Below are 17,352 nucleotides of genomic sequence, written 5' to 3'. Positions count from 1 at the left end.
AGTTCTATTCACAACCCTTTCCGGAAATCACTATGTTCCGGTCGTCCGTAGTATAGTTCAGTTTAAAAATGAATTTCAATTCTTCCAGCACATCTTCAATACTTTCGCTTTTAAAAGTACTGGTCACCGTACAGGATACCAACTGCTCATTATCAAATTGAATATCGACATCGTACCATCGCTGAAGTATTTCCGCAACCTCACCCAATGGCGTTTCCTCAAATCTTAATTTTCCGTCTTTCCAGCCCATATAGTTATCCGGCTCTACTTCTCTCCGGGCCAAATGTTTATTAGAAATATGATAAATAACCTGCTGCCCCGTGGTAAGAATTACTTCTTTAAGATTCTGACGATCAGAACTATTACCAATCGGTGGAGAACTCATTCCGGTAGAAACATGTACCTTACCTGTGGCAACCGTGACTACAATGTCTTCTCCCGGAAAAGCATTTATGTTAAAAGCCGTACCCAGTACTTCGGTGTTTACATGGCCGCTACTAACAATAAATGGGCGGTTGGGATCCCTTTTAACCTCAAAAAAGGCCTCGCCCGACAACTGAATTTTCCTGGTGTTTTCATCGAACTTTTCAGGGAAAATAATCGTGCTTTGAGCATTTAGTTTTACTTTGGAGCCATCACTGAGCTGAAAGGTCAAACGTTGTCCCCTGACAGTGGTTTTGTTTACATATATAACCTCCGGACCAGTAAAAAAATACATGTGCACAAGGTAAGCTACACCCAGAATCAGCACCAGCGAAGCAGCAATCCGGATGATTGAAAACAACAGATTATTCCTGGTGCTCCGGCGGTCCCACACGCGGATTTCATGCGATACGTGCTTCCAAAGCTCATCACCATGATCTTTTTTCATCTTGAACCCGGAATGAAACTTGAGGGAAGCACGATGAAGCAGTTCGGGAAGAATTGCCCGGTTTTCAGCCCCTGTCAAAAGTTCTGATATGATTTTGAGTTCTGATTCAGTACACTGATCATTCAGATACTTGGTTAAGAGTAGCTCATAATAGGTCTTATCGTTAAACTCGTTTTCCATGATTCTATTTGTAAGACTTTTCTAAGCCGAAATAGTATTACTCCTTTCATCATTTTTTTTTGTCAGCCCGGATTTTTTTTTTTGCAGTGTCAAAACCGGCAGTGGAAAAAAGTGCCTGTTGGTTTGGAAATTCCATCGGGAATAACGCTTTCCGGCGGTGCAGATGCTCAAAATAAGACAATTAAATTGTTGAAAAATCCGCTTACTTTCCAAATAGAAAAAAGACCTCCATCCACAGGATTATACCAAAAGACAGGTCAGTATGGGTAGAGAGGTAATGTCTGATGTGATTTAAGGATTTATAAATACTGACTTTGACAGTGTTTTCTGAAATATCCAGTTGCGAAGCTATTTCGTGATAACTAAACCCGTTTTCCCTGTTCAATTTAAAAATTAATTTTCGCTGGGTAGGAAGCGACTCAATGGCCCGGTGCGCAATGGCTTCTAAATCCGAATAAATCAAATCTGCTTCGGGTTTCATATGGCTAATCTGTATCCTTAACTTCAAATCATCCTTCAAAATCTGTTCACGCGAGACCTTTTTCAAATGATCAAGAATCAGATTTCTAACAATGGTAAACAAATACCCTTTCAGGGAATCGATAGTTGAAATGTGGGATTTTCCCTGCCAAAGCTTAATAAATGTTTTTTGCACCATGTCATCGGCTACTTCCTTACTTCTTAAAACCCTGAAAGCGTAATGAAACAGAAAATCCTTGTATTGATGAAACAATGACTCAAAGGATTTATGACAACCTTTGGTGATAAGATCCTTTAATTTCTCCTCATTTTCAACCTGACTTTTCTGCATTTTGGAATAGACTAATGACCGGTGAAATTTAGGGAATATACATGACTATAAAAGAGGAAAAGGATTAAGAGTATGTTAAATCTGAATTCCGCATGCCGCAATAAATAACAAAAGGTAGCTAAAACATGTAAGCAATGCAAGTAATAACCCACAAAGGTATAAGCACCGGTAAGACATGGCTGTTGCAGAACGTTTTGGACAAAATTCTCGGTGTCTCCTGGTGTCTTTGGATTTTTGAAGCAACTAGTTGGTTTCCTGCCAGGGCCGCCAACCCGGAAATTTTCCATCGATAGTAGGGATGATCATAGGCAACTCATAATTCAATGGAGAGATTTCATACGCCAAATAAAGATCATCATGAGTGTCGGATCACAAAAATACCTCTACCACGTCCTCCGGACAAAGCTTTTCGAAATCGGCAGTTTTGGCGGCAGTCAAAATTTCATGTTTTTCCAATACCTTACCAGTCGCGTAAAAGCTGCACGACATTACCGGTTCAATGATGAATCGGTCGATCAGTGTTTCGTTTTTGCTATTTTATACGGGCTGCTATCAACCGTCATCATGCTTTTTGTGTAACCGGTGAATTTGGTGCAGGGTAAGAGGGAAGGGCTGGGTGTGGCATCTACCGGACTACGGGCACAGGCAATACCCCACTAACTACGGGGTAAAACCGGAAAAAATTGCATTCAAAATTTTACAATTATTTTGAAAAAATTTTCTTGAATTTTTCATTTTCCTAATTTATTAGAATATAGTTTTTATTTTTTAATTAAAATCCAAATTTTAATCATTTTTAATATATTTTCTCAAAATTATATTTTGTTTTCAAAATAAAAATTTTTTAACATTGAAACGATTTCAAAACCCTAAAACAAGAAGCTATGATAAAACGATTACTCACTTTGACCATGCTTATTTGGGTTATTACCGACGGTTTGGCGCAGGAGCGAACAGTGACCGGTAAGGTAATTTCAGAGGAGGATGGTGTGGAATTGCCCGGGGTAAATATCCTGATCAAAGGTACATCTTCGGGAACAGTCACAGATATCAATGGTCGATACTCCATTGTGGTTCCCGAAGGCGCGACATTGATTTACACCTCTATCGGCTTTGCGATGCAGGAAATAGTGGTGGGCGAACAAGCGGTGATTAACCTGGGGATGCTTCCCGATACAAGACAATTGTCAGAGATTGTGGTCACAGCATTCGGTATTAAAAGGTCAAAAAAGGCATTAGGCTATTCCGTGCAGGATTTGGACAACAAGGAATTAGCCGAGGCACGCCAGGCCAACGTGGTCAACAGCTTGTCCGGAAAAATTGCCGGCATTCAAATCTCTCCCGGGGCCGGTGTGGGTGGAGGCTCGAATGTAACGATCCGTGGCATGACTTCCATTTCAAATTCCAACCAACCGCTCTACGTGATAGATGGTGTTCCTATGGAAAATTCACTGGACCCTTTCAGTTCAATAGATTTTGATGGCAGTGATTTTAACGCGGGTGATAATAACACATACGGGGGCGGAATTTCTGAAATCAGCCCTGATAATATCAAATCTATAACCGTCCTCAAAGGGCCTAGTGCAGCCGCCTTATATGGTTCACGTGCGGCCAACGGCGTGATCTTAATTACAACAAAGGACGGATCCGGTTCAGAGGGTATCAGGGTGGAAGTCAACAGTAACTATACTTTTGAAAAGCCATTTATAAAACCTGAATTTCAAAATATTTACGGAGGAGGTAACGGTTACGTGACCTGGTACGCCGACGGCAGGAATAGTAACGTGCAGCCTGACGGGCTGGATGATTTTTATACCGCATACCCCAATTTCCAGGGCAAGCCCCAGGGAACGGCAGGCGTAGACGAAAGCTGGGGTGCGCCCATGGACGGAAGATTAGTCAGAACCTGGTGGTCAGGAAACCAAACCGTTCCTCTTGTACCCGTTGAGGATATGTGGAGTAATTACTGGGAAACCGGCCAGTCAATGACCAATAATATTGCTATCTCTTCTTCTAATGAAAAAGGAAGTTTCAGGGTATCGATCGGCAGGCTGGATCAGCAAGGAATCTATTATAACAACGATTTTAGACGCGATAATTTCAACTTAAACCTGAACTATAACTTTACGGATAAACTCAATGTAAAAGCGAGTAGCTCCTACATCAAATCCGGATCGGACAACCGCCAGTCACCCATTTTGTGGGATGTATATACCTGGCATCACAGGCACGATGACTGGGGATTACTGAAAAACTGGAAGGATTATGCAGATGTACACATCACCAGGGACGGCGACCAGTTTGGTTACGCCAACTGGCAGCATACTTTCGCAAGAAACAGGTTTCACGAACAGGATTTTCTTACCAACTCGCAGGACAAAGACCGGTTTTTGGGTAACATCGCCCTCACCTATGAATTCAACAGCCATATCAGTCTGATGATCAGAACGGGCACTGATCTGTGGACAGACACCCGCCTGGACATTTTCCAGGATGCACGCACCAAAAATTTTGTATCCAGAAATGAAGCCTTTTCTGAAGAAGTGCTAAGGAAACAGGAAACCAATACGGATTTTATCCTGACCCTCGGGAATTCATTCGGTAACTTTGACCTGTCTGCCCAACTGGGAGGCGTACACCGGACCAATTACTTCAAACAAAACTTTACCCAGGTTAATGAAGTAACCATCAACGGCATTTACAACACATCTAACAATGCCATTCCTAATACCGACCGCAGTTACCTTGAAGAAAGTGAGTTTAACAGCCTTTTTGGCTCAGTGAGGATTGGATACAAAGATTTTGTCTTTCTCGATGTGACCGGCAGGAATGATTGGGCCAGCACGTTACCTTCAGATAACAACTCTTACTTTTATCCTTCATTTTCACTCAGCACCGTGCTGACCGATGCACTGGATATCCGGAGTCCCGTATTGAGTTTTATGAAATTACGTGCAAGCTGGGCCCAGGTTGGCAATGCGGCAACACCTTTTCAGTTGGCACAGGTATTTAAGGCTCAGGATCCATGGAACGGTGATGTCCCTGCTTTCGGCATTGACGACATTATTGCCAATGCAAATCTCAGAAATGAAACCACAACAGGCATTGAGTTAGGGGCAGATATCAGGTTGCTCGGTGGTAAAATCGGTTTAGATGTGACCTATTATGACCAAACCACTACCGACCAGATTATCCCTGTTGAAATATCGAAGGCAACCGGCTTCAATGAAAAAATCATCAATGCCGGCAAGATTGTCAACAAAGGTATCGAGATGCTGCTCACCGCCCGGCCGGTGGAATTATCAAACAGTTTTACCTGGGATGTCACGGTTAACTTCGCCAGAAACCGCAACGAGGTCGTTGAATTGGTTGACGGCCTGGAGACCATCGTATTGCAAAGCCGCCGGGGGCTGAGCCTTGAAGCGAGAAGGGGGCAGCCTTACGGCACCTTTTTCGGAACTGCCTACAAACGTGCCCCCGATGGTCAGCTTATTTTCAAAGATGGTGTTCCCGAATTGGCTGATGAACTGCAGATTATTGGCAATGTGGCCCCGGACTGGATTGGCGGCATACAAAATTCATTTTCCTTCAAAGGCATCACTTTAAGTGCGTTGGTGGACATGAAAATGGGTGGCGATATTGCCGATGAAAGTACCAGTACAGGCATGCAGACCGGTATCTACCCTATTACAGCTATCGGACGCGAGGAAGGGGTGATTGGCCAGGGCGTAAAAAATATCGGTACTGAAGAAAGCCCTAATTACGTGCCCAACGACGTGGTGCTTCCTACAAAATCAGTAACACGTTACCTCAGTGTAAGGTCAGTCAATGAAAGTGCCATCTATGATGCCAGCTACATCAAACTGCGTGAGCTCAGGGTCTCATACGCCCTGCCTGCTTCACTGCTCTCAAATTTTGCTAATGGATTTATCAAATCTGCCCATGTATCATTTGTAGGTATTAATGTTGCCATGTTATGGAAAAACCATCCGCAAATGGATCCCGAGGTAAACGTAAGGGGCGGAAACTTGCAGGGCGGTTTGCTTTATCGCGGCATTCCAAGCACCCGGAGCCTTGGCTTTAATGTAAACCTAACCTTTTGACCGTTAACTGAAAAGACCATGAAATTTCTGAATTATAAATATGTAATTGCGTGTGTGTTGGTAATCATTACATGCTGCTTTAGCGGATGTACCGATGATTTTGAAGCGATAAATACCAACCCGAATGACCCCGAAGTTGTCAACCCTTCCGTATTGCTGCCTAATGTTTTGCGCGAAAGTGTAAAACGGGTGCACGGACATACCACCCGCTTGCAGAGGCTGGGATTAGACGGAGGTATGTTATGGGTGCAATATTTTGCCAGAAACCAATACACGAACGAAGGCGATACCTACTTTACCGTGGCCGATCTGATGAATGCGAATTGGAAGGGTTTTTTCAACGAGTCCCTGATCAACGCCCAGCAAATCATTGACATAGCTGGTGAAGAAGGCGGCTTGAATGAAAACCAAAACTACGTGGCCATCGGCATGATCATCAAGGCATGGATATTTTCTGTTGTTACCGATACCTGGGGGGCAGTACCCTATACTGAAGCCCTGGATACTAAGATTATTACGCCGGTCTATGACAGCCAGGAATTAATTTATACCGGTTTGCTGGCTTCTTTGAAGACCGCATCTGATTTGCTGGATCCCAATGGACCAGACATAAGCGGCGATGTTCTTTACCAGGGGGATATCTTAAAATGGAAAAAACTTGCCAATTCCCTCAGGTTGAGGCTGGCAAATCGCCAGGCAGCTAAAAAACCGGCTGAGTCGGCGGCGATTTTTTCAGAGATTTTAGGTAATACCACCGCCTATCCCATTTTTGAGAGCAATGATGAACATGCAGCCCTGGTTCATGAGGCAAGGCCCAGCAATAATCCATGGCATGAAATTATGGTCTTTAGCGGCAGGGAGGACTGGTCCATTAGCCAAACATTGATCTTTGCTATGACAGACGGTGCCGGCCACCCTATTGATCCGCGTATTACCGTATACGCCAACCCCGCCACCGGAGGTGAAATGGCAGGGTTGTATACCGGAGCCATTAATGGATTGCCTGAAGCTGATGCAAGTGTCTTCATCAACGGTGCTTCCCGGCCGGGTAACTTTTTTCTACAAGAAACCGCGCCTGTTGTTATTATGAGCTACAGTGAGTTGTTGTTTATCCTGGCTGAAGCCGTGCTGGACGGTGATTACACCGGTGGGCTTTCTGCGAAGGAATATTTGGATCTGGCTGTCACGGCTTCATTTGACCAATACGGTCTCACCAGCCCGGATGGCTACATCGACGCTTTAAATGCTGACAAGCCTACGATCATGCTTGAAAAATGGAAAGCCCTTTTTGCCCAGGGAGTGGAAGCATGGACAGAGTTCAGAAGAACCGGGTTTCCGGTACTAACCCCTCCGGGTCCAAACACCATTTTTGAAAATGGTGGTCAGGTGCCTGCAAGGCTTGAATACCCGAATTCGGAATATTCGCTGAACGGTACCAACGTACTGGCGGGCGTGTCCATTAACGGTGGGGCTGATAATAAAACTACCGAACTATGGTGGGCAGAGTAATTGTAAAACCATTTTAAACTGAAAAAATCATGAAATACATATTGACCCTGGCTAAAACATGCTTATGGCTGCTGCTCCTTACTTATCTCCCGGCCTGTGAAGAAACCGAAGATACCGAATTCGATATTTTAGCTTCACCTGTACTGGCCACATTTGAAGGACAAAACTTTAAAGCCACCGAATCTGTAGCTGTTACCGCTACATTTTATGAACTGGATAAAAGCGGCATACTCGACCATAATATCGGCATTGACTCAATGGCGATTTCAGGGCTCGACATTCGTGTGTTTATTAATGGCTCGACGAAAATCGGGGATTTTGTAACCGATGCGGAAGGGCAAATCCAATTTGAAAAATCGTGGGATGATATCGGTGGGGCAGGTTCCGTTGTCAGGCTCGAATGGGTAGGCGAATACAGCGAAACATCATTTCGAATTTTCCATAATGTCGGGCTGGAATGATGGCCCGGCTGATTGTGAAAACGGAAAAGTGTTAGTCATTTTTCCACCTTTTAAAAAAATGAAAAACAAAACGACCACTTAAAATCTTAGTTGCCATGTTATCTAAAATAAACAGAAGAAGCTGGTTGAAAACCAGTGTTTTAAGTACCGGAGCCCTGGCTGTCGGTGCCGCATTGCCTGCCGAAGCAACCTCCCGGGCTGCCCGGGGTACCGCCAGTGAAGGTAAATTACTAGAACTGAGCCCCTTTCTTGGTGAGTACCAGCCCCCGAAGTTCCCCGACCCCGATACGTTGAAAGCACGGCTGTGCTGGAATGAAAACCCCTATGGCCCATCCCCCAAAGCGATCGAGGCTTTTCAAAAAGCGACTTTTAAAGGCAATCATTATTCCTGGAATCATTTGTATGAGCTGATAGATAAAATCTCTGATAAAGAAGGAGTTAAGCCGGAAAATATCATGATGGGACCGGGTTCTTCAGACTTGCTGGAAAAAACGGCGATGGTGCTGTATATGAAAGGCGGCAACATAGTTTCCGGTGACCCTTCCTATATGTCACTCGTCAATGTATCCAAATCCATCGGGGCTGACTGGAAGGCAGTCAGGCTTACTGACAACTACCAGCACGATCTCCTGAAAATGGAAGCCGCTATAGATACTAATACCAAACTGGTGTACATCACCAATCCCAATAACCCCACCGGCACCATTACAGACCGTAAAGCCTTGTATGATTTCTGTTCACGCGTATCCGAAAAGGTGCCTGTTTTCATTGATGAGGCCTACATGGAGTTAGCCGAAGGAGGACTAAAAAGCAGCATGGCACCGCTGGTAGCAAAGGGTAAAAATGTTATTGTCTCAAGGACTTTCTCCAAAATCCATGGCATGGCTGGTTTAAGAATCGGATACATTGTGGCCAAAGAAGAGATACTGGAGAAGATTAAGGCTATTACGAGAGGTGGCATGGGTATTACGGGGCCTTCCATTCATGCAGCTTCGGCTAGTCTGGATGATGTTGAATTTCAGGATAAATGTAAAGCCATGATCAGGGAGGCCAGATCGTATACTTTCGAGCTGCTGGAAAGCAAAGGGTACGATTACATGCCGGCAGAAACCAATTTCATTATCTTTCCCATCCCTATGGAAGGCGACAAATTCCTGGAAAAAATATATGAAAAAAAAGTGGCTGTGAGGGTCTTTCAGTTCTGGGATAAAACTTGGTGCCGGGTCAGTATGGGTACCATGAAAGAAATGAAAATATTTGCCCGGGCTTTTGAAGCTATCGTAGGGTAACAGTTTCAATCATTAAGCATTAAAAACATAATTTAAATATCCTTTTTCTATGGGATTAGCTTTACAAAAGACACTGGCGTTGTTATTATTAATTTTATTAGGTTTCACATTGAGGCGGAAAATCAATGCCCGGGAAAAAATTGATGGAATCAAAACACTGATCCTGAGTGTAGCACTGCCTGCTATGATCTTTGTTGCTTTACTTAAAATAGATGTTGAGCCCGCCTTACTGTTTTTACCTGTGCTGGCGTTAGGATTCAACCTCATAATGCTCGCGGCCTCGCGTTATATTCTGCCGGTTTTCGGTGTTAAAAGAGACTCTCCCGGTTTGAGAACGCTCATGATGTTACTTCCTTCCCTGGCTCCGGGTCTCTCTTGTTTTCCTTTCATCATCACCTACCTGGGAGATGAGCCCCTGGCATGGGCTGCACTGGCTGATGTGGGTAACAAGGTATTTGTGTTAATCGTGTTATATCTTTGGGCGATGAGGTGGTACTATCGACGCCAGAGCAGCCAGCCGGGAGTAAACCGGGGCAGTAAGATAAGGGGCCTGTTACTTTCCCTGGTAAAAGAGCCGGTGAACATGGTCATCATCACAGCACTGCTGCTGCTGAGTTTTAATATGAATATGCAATCCCTACCTGGTTTTTTCCAGGATTCTATCCTGAAAGTAAGCGCTATCATGACGCCCCTGGTATTGATTTTTATTGGCCTGGCGGTGAAAATCAAATGGCAGGACTTCCGGCTTATATGCTCACTCCTGGCCTGGCGGGCAGGAGCAGCTTTTTTTCTAAGTGCTATCTTGTTGTCATTGCTGGCGGTTAAATCACCGGCAATGATTCTTTTGATTGTTGTGTTTCCACAAAGTGCCACGAGTTTCTGGCCATTCGCTCATATGTCGGCGGTCAACAACCTGGAAGAGAGAAATGCCACCCAGGATAGTAAAAAGACATTTGACCTTGAGCTTTCTTTGGCTGTGTTGGCCTGTTCCCTTCCCTTTTCATCTATTCTGATTCTCATGATATTTTCCATGGGAGGTTTCTTCGCCACGCCATCGAATTTAGTGTTAACAGGCTCCGGTTTTTTCCTGCTTGCCGCCGCCCCTTTATTGATCAGGCAATTTTCAAAACAAAGAGTGGGTTCAATTTCAGACCAGGAAAAAGTCTCTGCTTAAATAACATACAATTTTCCGGGTACTGAAACCCGGGTACTATGTTTGAATATAAATTGTTACCAGTCATAGTATGACTTTGAGTCATACTATGACTACTCTCTGACTACGACAACAGCAATATCAGCTATGTAAGTAATCTGCTTTTCCAATTACTATGACGCCCAAAACATCTTAAAAAACAAGCCCTGATAACGCAAGTGTCTAAGGCTGTTGCACAACATTTTCGACAAAACCCTTCGTGTCTCTTGGTGTCTTTGCGCCTCCGTGGTGAACAATGGTGAACCACAAAGTTCACCAAGATCAGACAATTGACCAAACATCTAATAAAAATAATTAATTCATAAATATTCGATATTCAATAATTTATGAATTAATTATATAGTAGTTTCCCAACAGCGTTGCTCCCATCCCCGGAAAATAACAGCACTTTAATGATATGATGAGAGGCACAAAGGCAAGATGATCAAGGTTTTGAGCTATGGCAAGGCCACTTTTATTGTCTTACCCATGATTTAAGTTTTACCATTTTGAAGCACTCCGGAGAAAGCTTACTCTCCATTGTTGGTAGATCCGGGCAAAAGCCGGTCGGACAGTCTTTTGTTTTCGGCCCTTAAGTCGTTGATCATCCGGTAGGCTTTCAGCAACTCGTCTTTTAGTTCATCCATTTCCATCGCATATTCTTCTTTGGTTTTTTGGCTGTTGTATGGGCCAACAGGTTCCTGCATCAGCTTCTTTAGTTCCGGAAAATCCTTTCTGAAGTCGTGAAAAATCGCTTTGCCAATCTTAAGGATAATATCCCAATTCAGTTTATCGTGGTCAAACTTCCAGTAAAGCGTACGAACCGGTACACCGATTTTTTCTGCAACCCTTACATAGGGAATCTTGCTTTCTTCTATTCTTTGCCTGACAATTTCAGTTTTTGAACTCATACTTGCAAAATAAAACACATATTTTTGCAAAATTTTACTGTTATAATTGTAAATATTTTGTAATATTTACTAGTATATGAGAAATTTTTAAGCAATATTTGCTTAACAAAACTTAACTGAATTAAATCAGGTCACCGGGTTTATGTCTAAATTAATAACTAAATGAGGAAAACAAAGAACTATGAAAAATCCGGAATTAGCTAGGTTTTTAAGAATTTAATCACCTGTGGAATAACTATCGAGTGATTTAGGTTCACTTTAACCGGGCAATTCATCCATTGGCAATAATGGCTTTAAGTCAAGCAAAAAATTACCTACATCTATTCAAAGCAACTATCCCCCGTTGCGATTCAATTGTTTTTATGGCAAAAAATGAAGGCTTTGATTTTTTCCTTCAATGACAAACAACTTTTAAACTCAAAAAAATATGTATTCAAATTTCACCCTACTTCAGTTGATAGAGGAAATGAATTTGTCTTTGACCGCAAGTCAAATATCAAGGCTTGGCATTGATATCAGCAAATTTGCCAGGGCAAACGGAATCAGATATACCAAAATACGGCAAGTGGAGAAAGGTTTTTCTGTCAAAGTAAACATTTACCCTTTCGAATGCAAGTTTATTTTAAAAGGCGCTGTACACAAATATCTTGCGCCTAAACGCAGGAGATATGTCAGGGTTCTCCGGCAACGTATTTCCCGGAACTGATTTGTGTTTAGCAATACGTTCCGAACCACCTTTTCACATCTTCTTTGGCTAAGTTAAAGTTAAAAACCGGTTGAAATGTTTTTCTGTTGGTGTGATGGGAGTATCCCCAAAAACAACACAGGTCCAGTCATTTAGCAATAGGGTGGTACCCTGGTTAGTTGGCCCTGTATCTTGAAATATTGAATTTCATTGACTAATTTAGAAGGAAAAGTTATTGATTATTTCCCGGGACGAAATGAATTGTATCACAACTGCAATATGATAGATCCTGATGTAAATGTCTGCTGTGATTGAACAGTTTTGCGGCATGCTCCGAAGGCCTTAATATGTAACACATGAAAAATTTCAACAAAAAACCAGGAAGAAGACAGTTCTTAAAGCAAAGCGGAATGATTGTGACAGCAAGTGCATCAGGTTCTCTTGCTAGTCTCGCTTTTGCAAAAAAAGTAAGTGCCAATGATACCATCAATATCGGCATAATAGGTACCGGTCAACGCGGTACAGGACTTGCTTCGGTATTGCAAAACATGCCGGGTTACAAGTTAATCGCTTGTTGTGACATTTTACCGGACAGGCTTGAAAAGTGTTTGAGCCTCGCAGACAAAGATGCCAAGGGCTACAGTAACTACAAAAAACTGTTGAACAATAAATCCGTAGACGCCGTTATTATCTCGAGTCCCTTGTCACTGCACCATGAAATGGTCATGGCTGCTGCCGAAAATGGAAAACATATATTTTGTGAAAAAACCATGGCTTACGATTATGAACAAACAAAAGCCATCAGGAACAAGATAAAAGATTACAAGGGCATTTTTCAGGTCGGGCACCAGTACCGTAGTACGCCCATGTATCATAAAGTGAGAGAACTTTTGACCAATGGTCGTCTTGGCAAGGTCAAATATTTCAGATGCCAATATCACCGCAACAATGACTGGAGAAGACCGGTTGACAATCCTAAAAATGAAAAAACTATCAACTGGAGAATGTACAGGGAGTTTTCAAAAGGGCTGACCGCAGAACTATGTTCGCATCAAATCGATATTGTAAACTGGATGACAGATAGTGTACCTGTCAAAGTTACCGGATTCGGAGGGGTCGACTACTGGCAGGATGGAAGGGAAACTTATGATAATGTTAACCTGATTTACGAATATCCCGATGGCATCAAGGCCAATTTTACTTCAGTACTTAGTAACGCTTTTGACGGCTATAAGATCACTATCATGGGAGATCAGGGAACCATAGTGATTGGTCGCGATGAGGCCTGGCTTTATGCCGAAGCCGTGGCCATGAAAAATAATAAAGGAACAGAAAAGGGCATTGTCGACGGGGTTTCCGGGGCCACAATCAAAAACTGGACACAGGGAAAACCGGTTCCCATATATTTTGACGACGGAGGCCTGGCCCCTACCGCCCACGCCCTCAATGATTTTGAGAAATACGTAAAAGAAAATAAAAAACCTTTTTCAAACGAAGAAACCGGCAAAAACGCAGCCATAGCCGTACACATGGGCATCGAAGCCATGGATAGCGGCCAGGTAATCTACTGGAAAGACAGGGGAGTGTAAGATTGGGTGTGGGTGTGAAGTGTAAGCGGTTATCCTTGGGGAAGGTGCCCTTGCAGGAACTTATCGATTTGCATGAACACAATGGGCGCAAGGAGTAATTTAAGGTGAAGACCAGCCCTGGTATAACCCCCTATGCCCCAGAGGGGCAAAACATGGGTAGCAAATCATGCCATCAAAACACATATCGTTCATAGAAAAACAAAAAATCGGCGCCAAACCGTTCTATCAAAACACATATCGTTCATGGAGAAACAAAACGCGAATGGTGGTATTGACCAGATAATAACACAGGTTCCAAAGGACAGCATAAAAAGGTGGGTAAGGTATTATCTCAAAGGAGATTATATTTCTTCAGCAAGGCATTTAATTCGGGGATCGAGGGGTTCTTTAGGCGGTCGGCGCCTAATATCAGGGTTGGAAATTTAAGTTGTCCGTCGTAAAGCTTCTTTACCTCCCCGGCGGCTTTTTCACCGGTTTCGACATTGTAATCTTCAAAATCAATCCACTTGGATTGCAGGTAATTCCTTAAATTTGCAGATTTTGGGCACCAGCCGGTGCCATACAGTTTGATTACGGGTTTATCCATCAGGCTATCTTCTTTTTTCTTTTTAAACGCAGGTTCATAAAAAGTGGCTGTATCTTTTCCGCATTGATGACTATAAAAGGGGTAACGCTCATCAAAAGAATAGAAACCGCCAAAAAGATTTGATAATTCTAATCGCTTATCAACTGGTACTTCATACCACTTTGTGCCAAAACAAATGAAAACTCCCCAATCTGTGCTATTGAAAATCCGGTTGCCAGGGAAGTTTTCCACGATAACTTGAGTGTCCTGGCGGCAATGATCCCGGCCGAAGCCTTCACTAGCATGGTGAAAAAGAACCAGAATAGAATCCAGTGAAAATCCGTGATAAAAACCCTGTAATCCAGCAACATGCCCATAGAGATGAAGAAGAAGCTCATAAATACATACCTGAATGGGAGAAAACATGAAATGGCCAGCCTGTTGTAATCGGTTTCTGCAATAATAAGCCCGGCTATGAATGCCCCCAGGGCCAGTGAAAGGCCCAGACTTGACGTAAGTAGTGCCACCCCGGCAACAATGAATATGGTAGCGATTAAAAATACTTCCTGGCTTTGGATTTTTTTGACCTGATTTAAAAACCGTAGTATGATAAAACGGGCCAACACATAAGACAGAGCGCCCATCAGTACCAGCTTGCCTGCCAGGATAAGAAGGTTATAAGCAGGATTGCCCCCTTCACCGGCCAGAATGGGAGTTAACAGCATCAAAGGCACTAAGACACAAAGAGACACAGAGGTTTTCGTCTATAAAATGAAAATACAGGCACATTCTTAACTTAAGTGGTGAATGGGCCGGGTCCGCTTGTGTCAGTTCATGGTGGTATGGCAGCAAGGGTTGGTGATTATCAATAATCGCCGGCCTGGCCGATTGAGGCATAATATGACTTTAAGTCCAGGGTATCGTTCATTTGTTTTTGCAGCTCAATCAGGGAATTAAACAATTCCTCTACTTTACTTCGGTAATCGGGATTATCTGCAAGATTCTGCATTTCATCCGGGTCATTGTTCAAATCAAACAACAACTGCTTTTTGGCACGTGGGTAAAGTACCAGTTTATACCCATCTTTCCGGATCATGCGTTGGAGATCAATATATCCTCCATAGATGGCTTTATAATGGCTTTTGTCAGACAAACCTTTAGCCAGGCCCAGGAAACTGTTAAATTCAACATACCCCGGCTTTTTCACACCAGCCAACTCGAGGCTGGTGGCCATTATATCCTGCAGATAAACATCGGCGTCCAGCTTTTTACCTTTGGGAATATCCGGGCCTGTCATCACGAGTGGGACACGTATGCTGTGATCGTAAAGGTTCTGTTTACCCAAAAGTCCATGGCGCCCCATGGCCAATCCATGATCGGCGGTAAAAAAGATGTAGGTATTGTCCATCTTTCCGCTGGCTTCCAGGGCATCGAGTATGAGGCCGATTTGCTGATCCAGGTGAGTGATAATGGCGTAGTACTCCTGTATATGTTTTTTAGTTGCATAGGGAGTGCGGGGAAAGGGAGCCAGTGCCTCATCGCGTAAAGTCGGGCCGTTACCCATACTTTGCTGCCATGGATATTCGGGCATCCAGCTTTCAGGTAGTGAAATTTTATCCAGCGGATACTTTTTAATAAACGCTTCAGGTGATTGGCGGGGGTCATGGGGTGCGTTAAACGCCAGATACATAAAAAACGGATTTTCACTGGTTTTGGCCTGATTGATGAAATCAATGGCATCATCTTTCAATACCTCACTCCAATGTTTTCCACCTTCCCAAAAGCCGCCAAAGCGCGGATTCGAAGGAGACCAGGAGCTATCGTTCTCATCTACAGGCCTGTTATAACCAACAGGCATAATATTTGGGGTCTTAGCGCCGGTGATGTTTTCAATTTTTTTGACCCTGTTACGGCGATTCCAGGCATCTCCGGGCATCCCGGGCCTGATGTTTCTTACCTTTTGAAACACGGCCCCCGCTGCTGCATCCACATGCCATTTGCCAGTCATATAGGTATCGTATTCTTTTTGCGCCATGAGTTGTCCCCAGGTGCGGTCAAGCGAATCACCGTTGATCCAGTGCTTCTTGAATTCATTGGCACGCCATACCGAACGGCCTGATATGAGCATCGCACGGGAGGCAACACAAACTGCTCCGTTCCATGCCCCCATGTTATAAGCGTGTGTGAAGGTGGTGCCGCCTTGTACCAGTCTGTCCAGGTTTGGGGTTTGAATTTCTGAGTTACCCAGGGCATGTACCGCCGTGTAGGTTTGGTCATCGGTAAAAATGAACAGGATATTTGGCCGACTCGCGTTCGTATGGTTTTCGCGGTTACTCCCGGGACCGGAGCAACCCACAAAAACGGCCATCAAAAACCACATGCTTGTGGATGTATAATACCGTGTTAAGATTGAAATCAATGGGCTCACTTTGCAATGTATTTTTTTTACGGTTTGAAACCAAATTAAGGAAAAAATATGACTCAATATCTATGGCTTACTACATTTTTTCAAGCAAACTATAATAAGCCGGGATTCTACTGCCACCTTCCCGTTCAAACCAGGTTTTCATATTTATTGACCCGGTGGTTAATTCAGCATCGATTACAGCGAATGGTCTTGCCCTATCAACAGATCCGGTAAATACCCTGTCACCCATCTCCATAGTCGCATTTTTAATTTTCAGTACCTTTCCCGGAGAAAATCCATTCTTAAATTCATTCGCTTCAACCCGTAGGCCAGAGGCATCCGTGGCCAGGCCGCTTTCAGGAGGATAGCGGCTTAACCTGAACCGGTAGACACCTATGGTGCTATTCCGTTCACCTGCGCTAAATTCACTTAATGTATTATAACTTAAAAATCCTTTCCATAGTCACCCACTTCCGGCCTTCCGGGGCCCAGGGCAATGCCTGCTGAAATGTCATCATTAGATCCTCCCATTCCTGCACCTTGGGGTTAGCGGCATCCATGCGCGCCTTCTTTTCAGGGTCGAAAGTCTCATCCACTTCCATCATCATGAACAGTCTGTTTTCCGTAAGGTAAATCTCCATATCCACAATACCGGCGTCTTTAATACTTTTAGTTATCTCCGGCCAGACATTTCCGGGGGCGTGGTACTTTTTGTAGGCTTCAATAAGGTCCGGATCATTTTTCAGATCAAGTGCCAAACAATGTCTTTTTGTATTCAT

Annotated in this window: 17 protein-coding genes; 9 read left to right on the top strand and 8 right to left on the bottom strand. The window is 43.6% G+C overall.

Going from position 1 to position 17,352, the window contains the following annotated elements:
- Positions 1-4: 4 nt before the first annotated feature.
- Both AC04NP_RS00320 and AC04NP_RS00315 read right to left on the bottom strand, forming a co-directional pair.
- A complete protein-coding gene (locus AC04NP_RS00320; RefSeq protein WP_482857302.1) occupies positions 5-1,051 on the bottom strand; it encodes a FecR family protein in 1,047 nt (348 codons plus the stop codon).
- A 202-nt stretch (positions 1,052-1,253) separates the two neighbouring features.
- Positions 1,254-1,862, bottom strand: coding sequence for an RNA polymerase sigma factor (locus AC04NP_RS00315; protein WP_482857301.1), 609 nt, complete (start codon positions 1,860-1,862; stop codon positions 1,254-1,256).
- 134 nt (positions 1,863-1,996) lie between these two features.
- Between AC04NP_RS00315 and AC04NP_RS00310 the strand changes: the two genes are divergently transcribed.
- From AC04NP_RS00310 to AC04NP_RS00280, 7 genes are all read left to right on the top strand, one after another.
- Entirely contained in the window at positions 1,997-2,155 is a 159-nt protein-coding gene (locus AC04NP_RS00310; protein WP_482857300.1) for a hypothetical protein, read from the top strand.
- A 64-nt stretch (positions 2,156-2,219) separates the two neighbouring features.
- Positions 2,220-2,441 carry a hypothetical protein gene (locus AC04NP_RS00305; RefSeq protein WP_482857299.1) on the top strand — a complete coding sequence of 74 codons (222 nt, stop codon included), beginning with the start codon at positions 2,220-2,222 and terminating at the stop codon, positions 2,439-2,441.
- Between the two features lie 305 nt (positions 2,442-2,746).
- Positions 2,747-5,965, top strand: coding sequence for a SusC/RagA family TonB-linked outer membrane protein (locus AC04NP_RS00300; protein WP_482857298.1), 3,219 nt, complete (start codon positions 2,747-2,749; stop codon positions 5,963-5,965).
- Positions 5,966-5,983: 18 nt separating this feature from the next.
- Positions 5,984-7,474: a SusD/RagB family nutrient-binding outer membrane lipoprotein gene (locus AC04NP_RS00295; RefSeq protein ID WP_482857297.1), complete on the top strand. Its 1,491-nt coding sequence runs from the start codon at positions 5,984-5,986 to the stop codon at positions 7,472-7,474.
- Positions 7,475-7,503: 29 nt separating this feature from the next.
- Entirely contained in the window at positions 7,504-7,935 is a 432-nt protein-coding gene (locus AC04NP_RS00290) for a hypothetical protein (RefSeq protein WP_482857296.1), read from the top strand.
- 95 nt (positions 7,936-8,030) lie between these two features.
- A complete protein-coding gene (locus AC04NP_RS00285; protein ID WP_482857295.1) occupies positions 8,031-9,224 on the top strand; it encodes a pyridoxal phosphate-dependent aminotransferase in 1,194 nt (397 codons plus the stop codon).
- Between the two features lie 49 nt (positions 9,225-9,273).
- Positions 9,274-10,398 carry an AEC family transporter gene (locus AC04NP_RS00280; RefSeq protein ID WP_482857294.1) on the top strand — a complete coding sequence of 375 codons (1,125 nt, stop codon included), beginning with the start codon at positions 9,274-9,276 and terminating at the stop codon, positions 10,396-10,398.
- 548 nt (positions 10,399-10,946) lie between these two features.
- Here AC04NP_RS00280 and AC04NP_RS00275 read toward each other — a convergent pair.
- Entirely contained in the window at positions 10,947-11,327 is a 381-nt protein-coding gene (locus AC04NP_RS00275) for a hypothetical protein (RefSeq protein WP_482857293.1), read from the bottom strand.
- 427 nt (positions 11,328-11,754) lie between these two features.
- On the opposite strand from AC04NP_RS00275, the gene AC04NP_RS00270 reads away from it, so the two are divergent.
- A complete protein-coding gene (locus AC04NP_RS00270) occupies positions 11,755-12,033 on the top strand; it encodes a hypothetical protein (protein WP_482857292.1) in 279 nt (92 codons plus the stop codon).
- Positions 12,034-12,368: 335 nt separating this feature from the next.
- Positions 12,369-13,601, top strand: coding sequence for a Gfo/Idh/MocA family protein (locus AC04NP_RS00265; RefSeq protein ID WP_482857291.1), 1,233 nt, complete (start codon positions 12,369-12,371; stop codon positions 13,599-13,601).
- A gap of 331 nt (positions 13,602-13,932) precedes the next feature.
- On the opposite strand, the gene AC04NP_RS00260 is transcribed toward AC04NP_RS00265, so the two are convergent.
- The 5 genes from AC04NP_RS00260 to AC04NP_RS00240 all read right to left on the bottom strand — a co-directional run bounded on the left by AC04NP_RS00260 (position 13,933) and on the right by AC04NP_RS00240 (position 17,352).
- A complete protein-coding gene (locus tag AC04NP_RS00260; RefSeq protein ID WP_482857290.1) occupies positions 13,933-14,187 on the bottom strand; it encodes a glutaredoxin family protein in 255 nt (84 codons plus the stop codon).
- Positions 14,188-14,315: 128 nt separating this feature from the next.
- Entirely contained in the window at positions 14,316-14,891 is a 576-nt protein-coding gene (locus AC04NP_RS00255) for a cation:proton antiporter domain-containing protein (RefSeq protein WP_482857289.1), read from the bottom strand.
- 140 nt (positions 14,892-15,031) lie between these two features.
- The gene (locus AC04NP_RS00250) at positions 15,032-16,585 is read right to left on the bottom strand and encodes a sulfatase family protein (protein ID WP_482857288.1); all 1,554 of its coding nucleotides are present in this window, start codon (positions 16,583-16,585) and stop codon (positions 15,032-15,034) included.
- A gap of 79 nt (positions 16,586-16,664) precedes the next feature.
- A complete protein-coding gene (locus tag AC04NP_RS00245) occupies positions 16,665-16,829 on the bottom strand; it encodes a hypothetical protein (RefSeq protein WP_482857287.1) in 165 nt (54 codons plus the stop codon).
- Between the two features lie 181 nt (positions 16,830-17,010).
- Positions 17,011-17,352, bottom strand: a complete 342-nt coding sequence (locus AC04NP_RS00240; RefSeq protein ID WP_482857286.1) for an L-rhamnose mutarotase — start codon at positions 17,350-17,352, stop codon at positions 17,011-17,013.

The organism is Agaribacillus sp. DX54, assembly GCF_056858335.1.
This window is presented reverse-complemented; position numbering and strand designations above follow the sequence as displayed.

What these genes read in the sequence shown, in the direction of transcription:
- AC04NP_RS00320 (WP_482857302.1), bottom strand. Translation starts at nt 1,051, where the DNA reads ATGGAAAACGAGTTTAACGATAAGACCTATTATGAGCTACTCTTAACC.
- AC04NP_RS00315 (WP_482857301.1), bottom strand. Translation starts at nt 1,862, where the DNA reads ATGCAGAAAAGTCAGGTTGAAAATGAGGAGAAATTAAAGGATCTTATC.
- AC04NP_RS00310 (WP_482857300.1), top strand. Translation starts at nt 1,997, where the DNA reads ATGCAAGTAATAACCCACAAAGGTATAAGCACCGGTAAGACATGGCTG.
- AC04NP_RS00305 (WP_482857299.1), top strand. Translation starts at nt 2,220, where the DNA reads ATGAGTGTCGGATCACAAAAATACCTCTACCACGTCCTCCGGACAAAG.
- AC04NP_RS00300 (WP_482857298.1), top strand. Translation starts at nt 2,747, where the DNA reads ATGATAAAACGATTACTCACTTTGACCATGCTTATTTGGGTTATTACC.
- AC04NP_RS00295 (WP_482857297.1), top strand. Translation starts at nt 5,984, where the DNA reads ATGAAATTTCTGAATTATAAATATGTAATTGCGTGTGTGTTGGTAATC.
- AC04NP_RS00290 (WP_482857296.1), top strand. Translation starts at nt 7,504, where the DNA reads ATGAAATACATATTGACCCTGGCTAAAACATGCTTATGGCTGCTGCTC.
- AC04NP_RS00285 (WP_482857295.1), top strand. Translation starts at nt 8,031, where the DNA reads ATGTTATCTAAAATAAACAGAAGAAGCTGGTTGAAAACCAGTGTTTTA.
- AC04NP_RS00280 (WP_482857294.1), top strand. Translation starts at nt 9,274, where the DNA reads ATGGGATTAGCTTTACAAAAGACACTGGCGTTGTTATTATTAATTTTA.
- AC04NP_RS00275 (WP_482857293.1), bottom strand. Translation starts at nt 11,327, where the DNA reads ATGAGTTCAAAAACTGAAATTGTCAGGCAAAGAATAGAAGAAAGCAAG.
- AC04NP_RS00270 (WP_482857292.1), top strand. Translation starts at nt 11,755, where the DNA reads ATGTATTCAAATTTCACCCTACTTCAGTTGATAGAGGAAATGAATTTG.
- AC04NP_RS00265 (WP_482857291.1), top strand. Translation starts at nt 12,369, where the DNA reads ATGAAAAATTTCAACAAAAAACCAGGAAGAAGACAGTTCTTAAAGCAA.
- AC04NP_RS00260 (WP_482857290.1), bottom strand. Translation starts at nt 14,187, where the DNA reads ATGGATAAACCCGTAATCAAACTGTATGGCACCGGCTGGTGCCCAAAA.
- AC04NP_RS00255 (WP_482857289.1), bottom strand. Translation starts at nt 14,891, where the DNA reads ATGCTGTTAACTCCCATTCTGGCCGGTGAAGGGGGCAATCCTGCTTAT.
- AC04NP_RS00245 (WP_482857287.1), bottom strand. Translation starts at nt 16,829, where the DNA reads ATGGAGATGGGTGACAGGGTATTTACCGGATCTGTTGATAGGGCAAGA.
- AC04NP_RS00240 (WP_482857286.1), bottom strand. Translation starts at nt 17,352, where the DNA reads ATGAATACAAAAAGACATTGTTTGGCACTTGATCTGAAAAATGATCCG.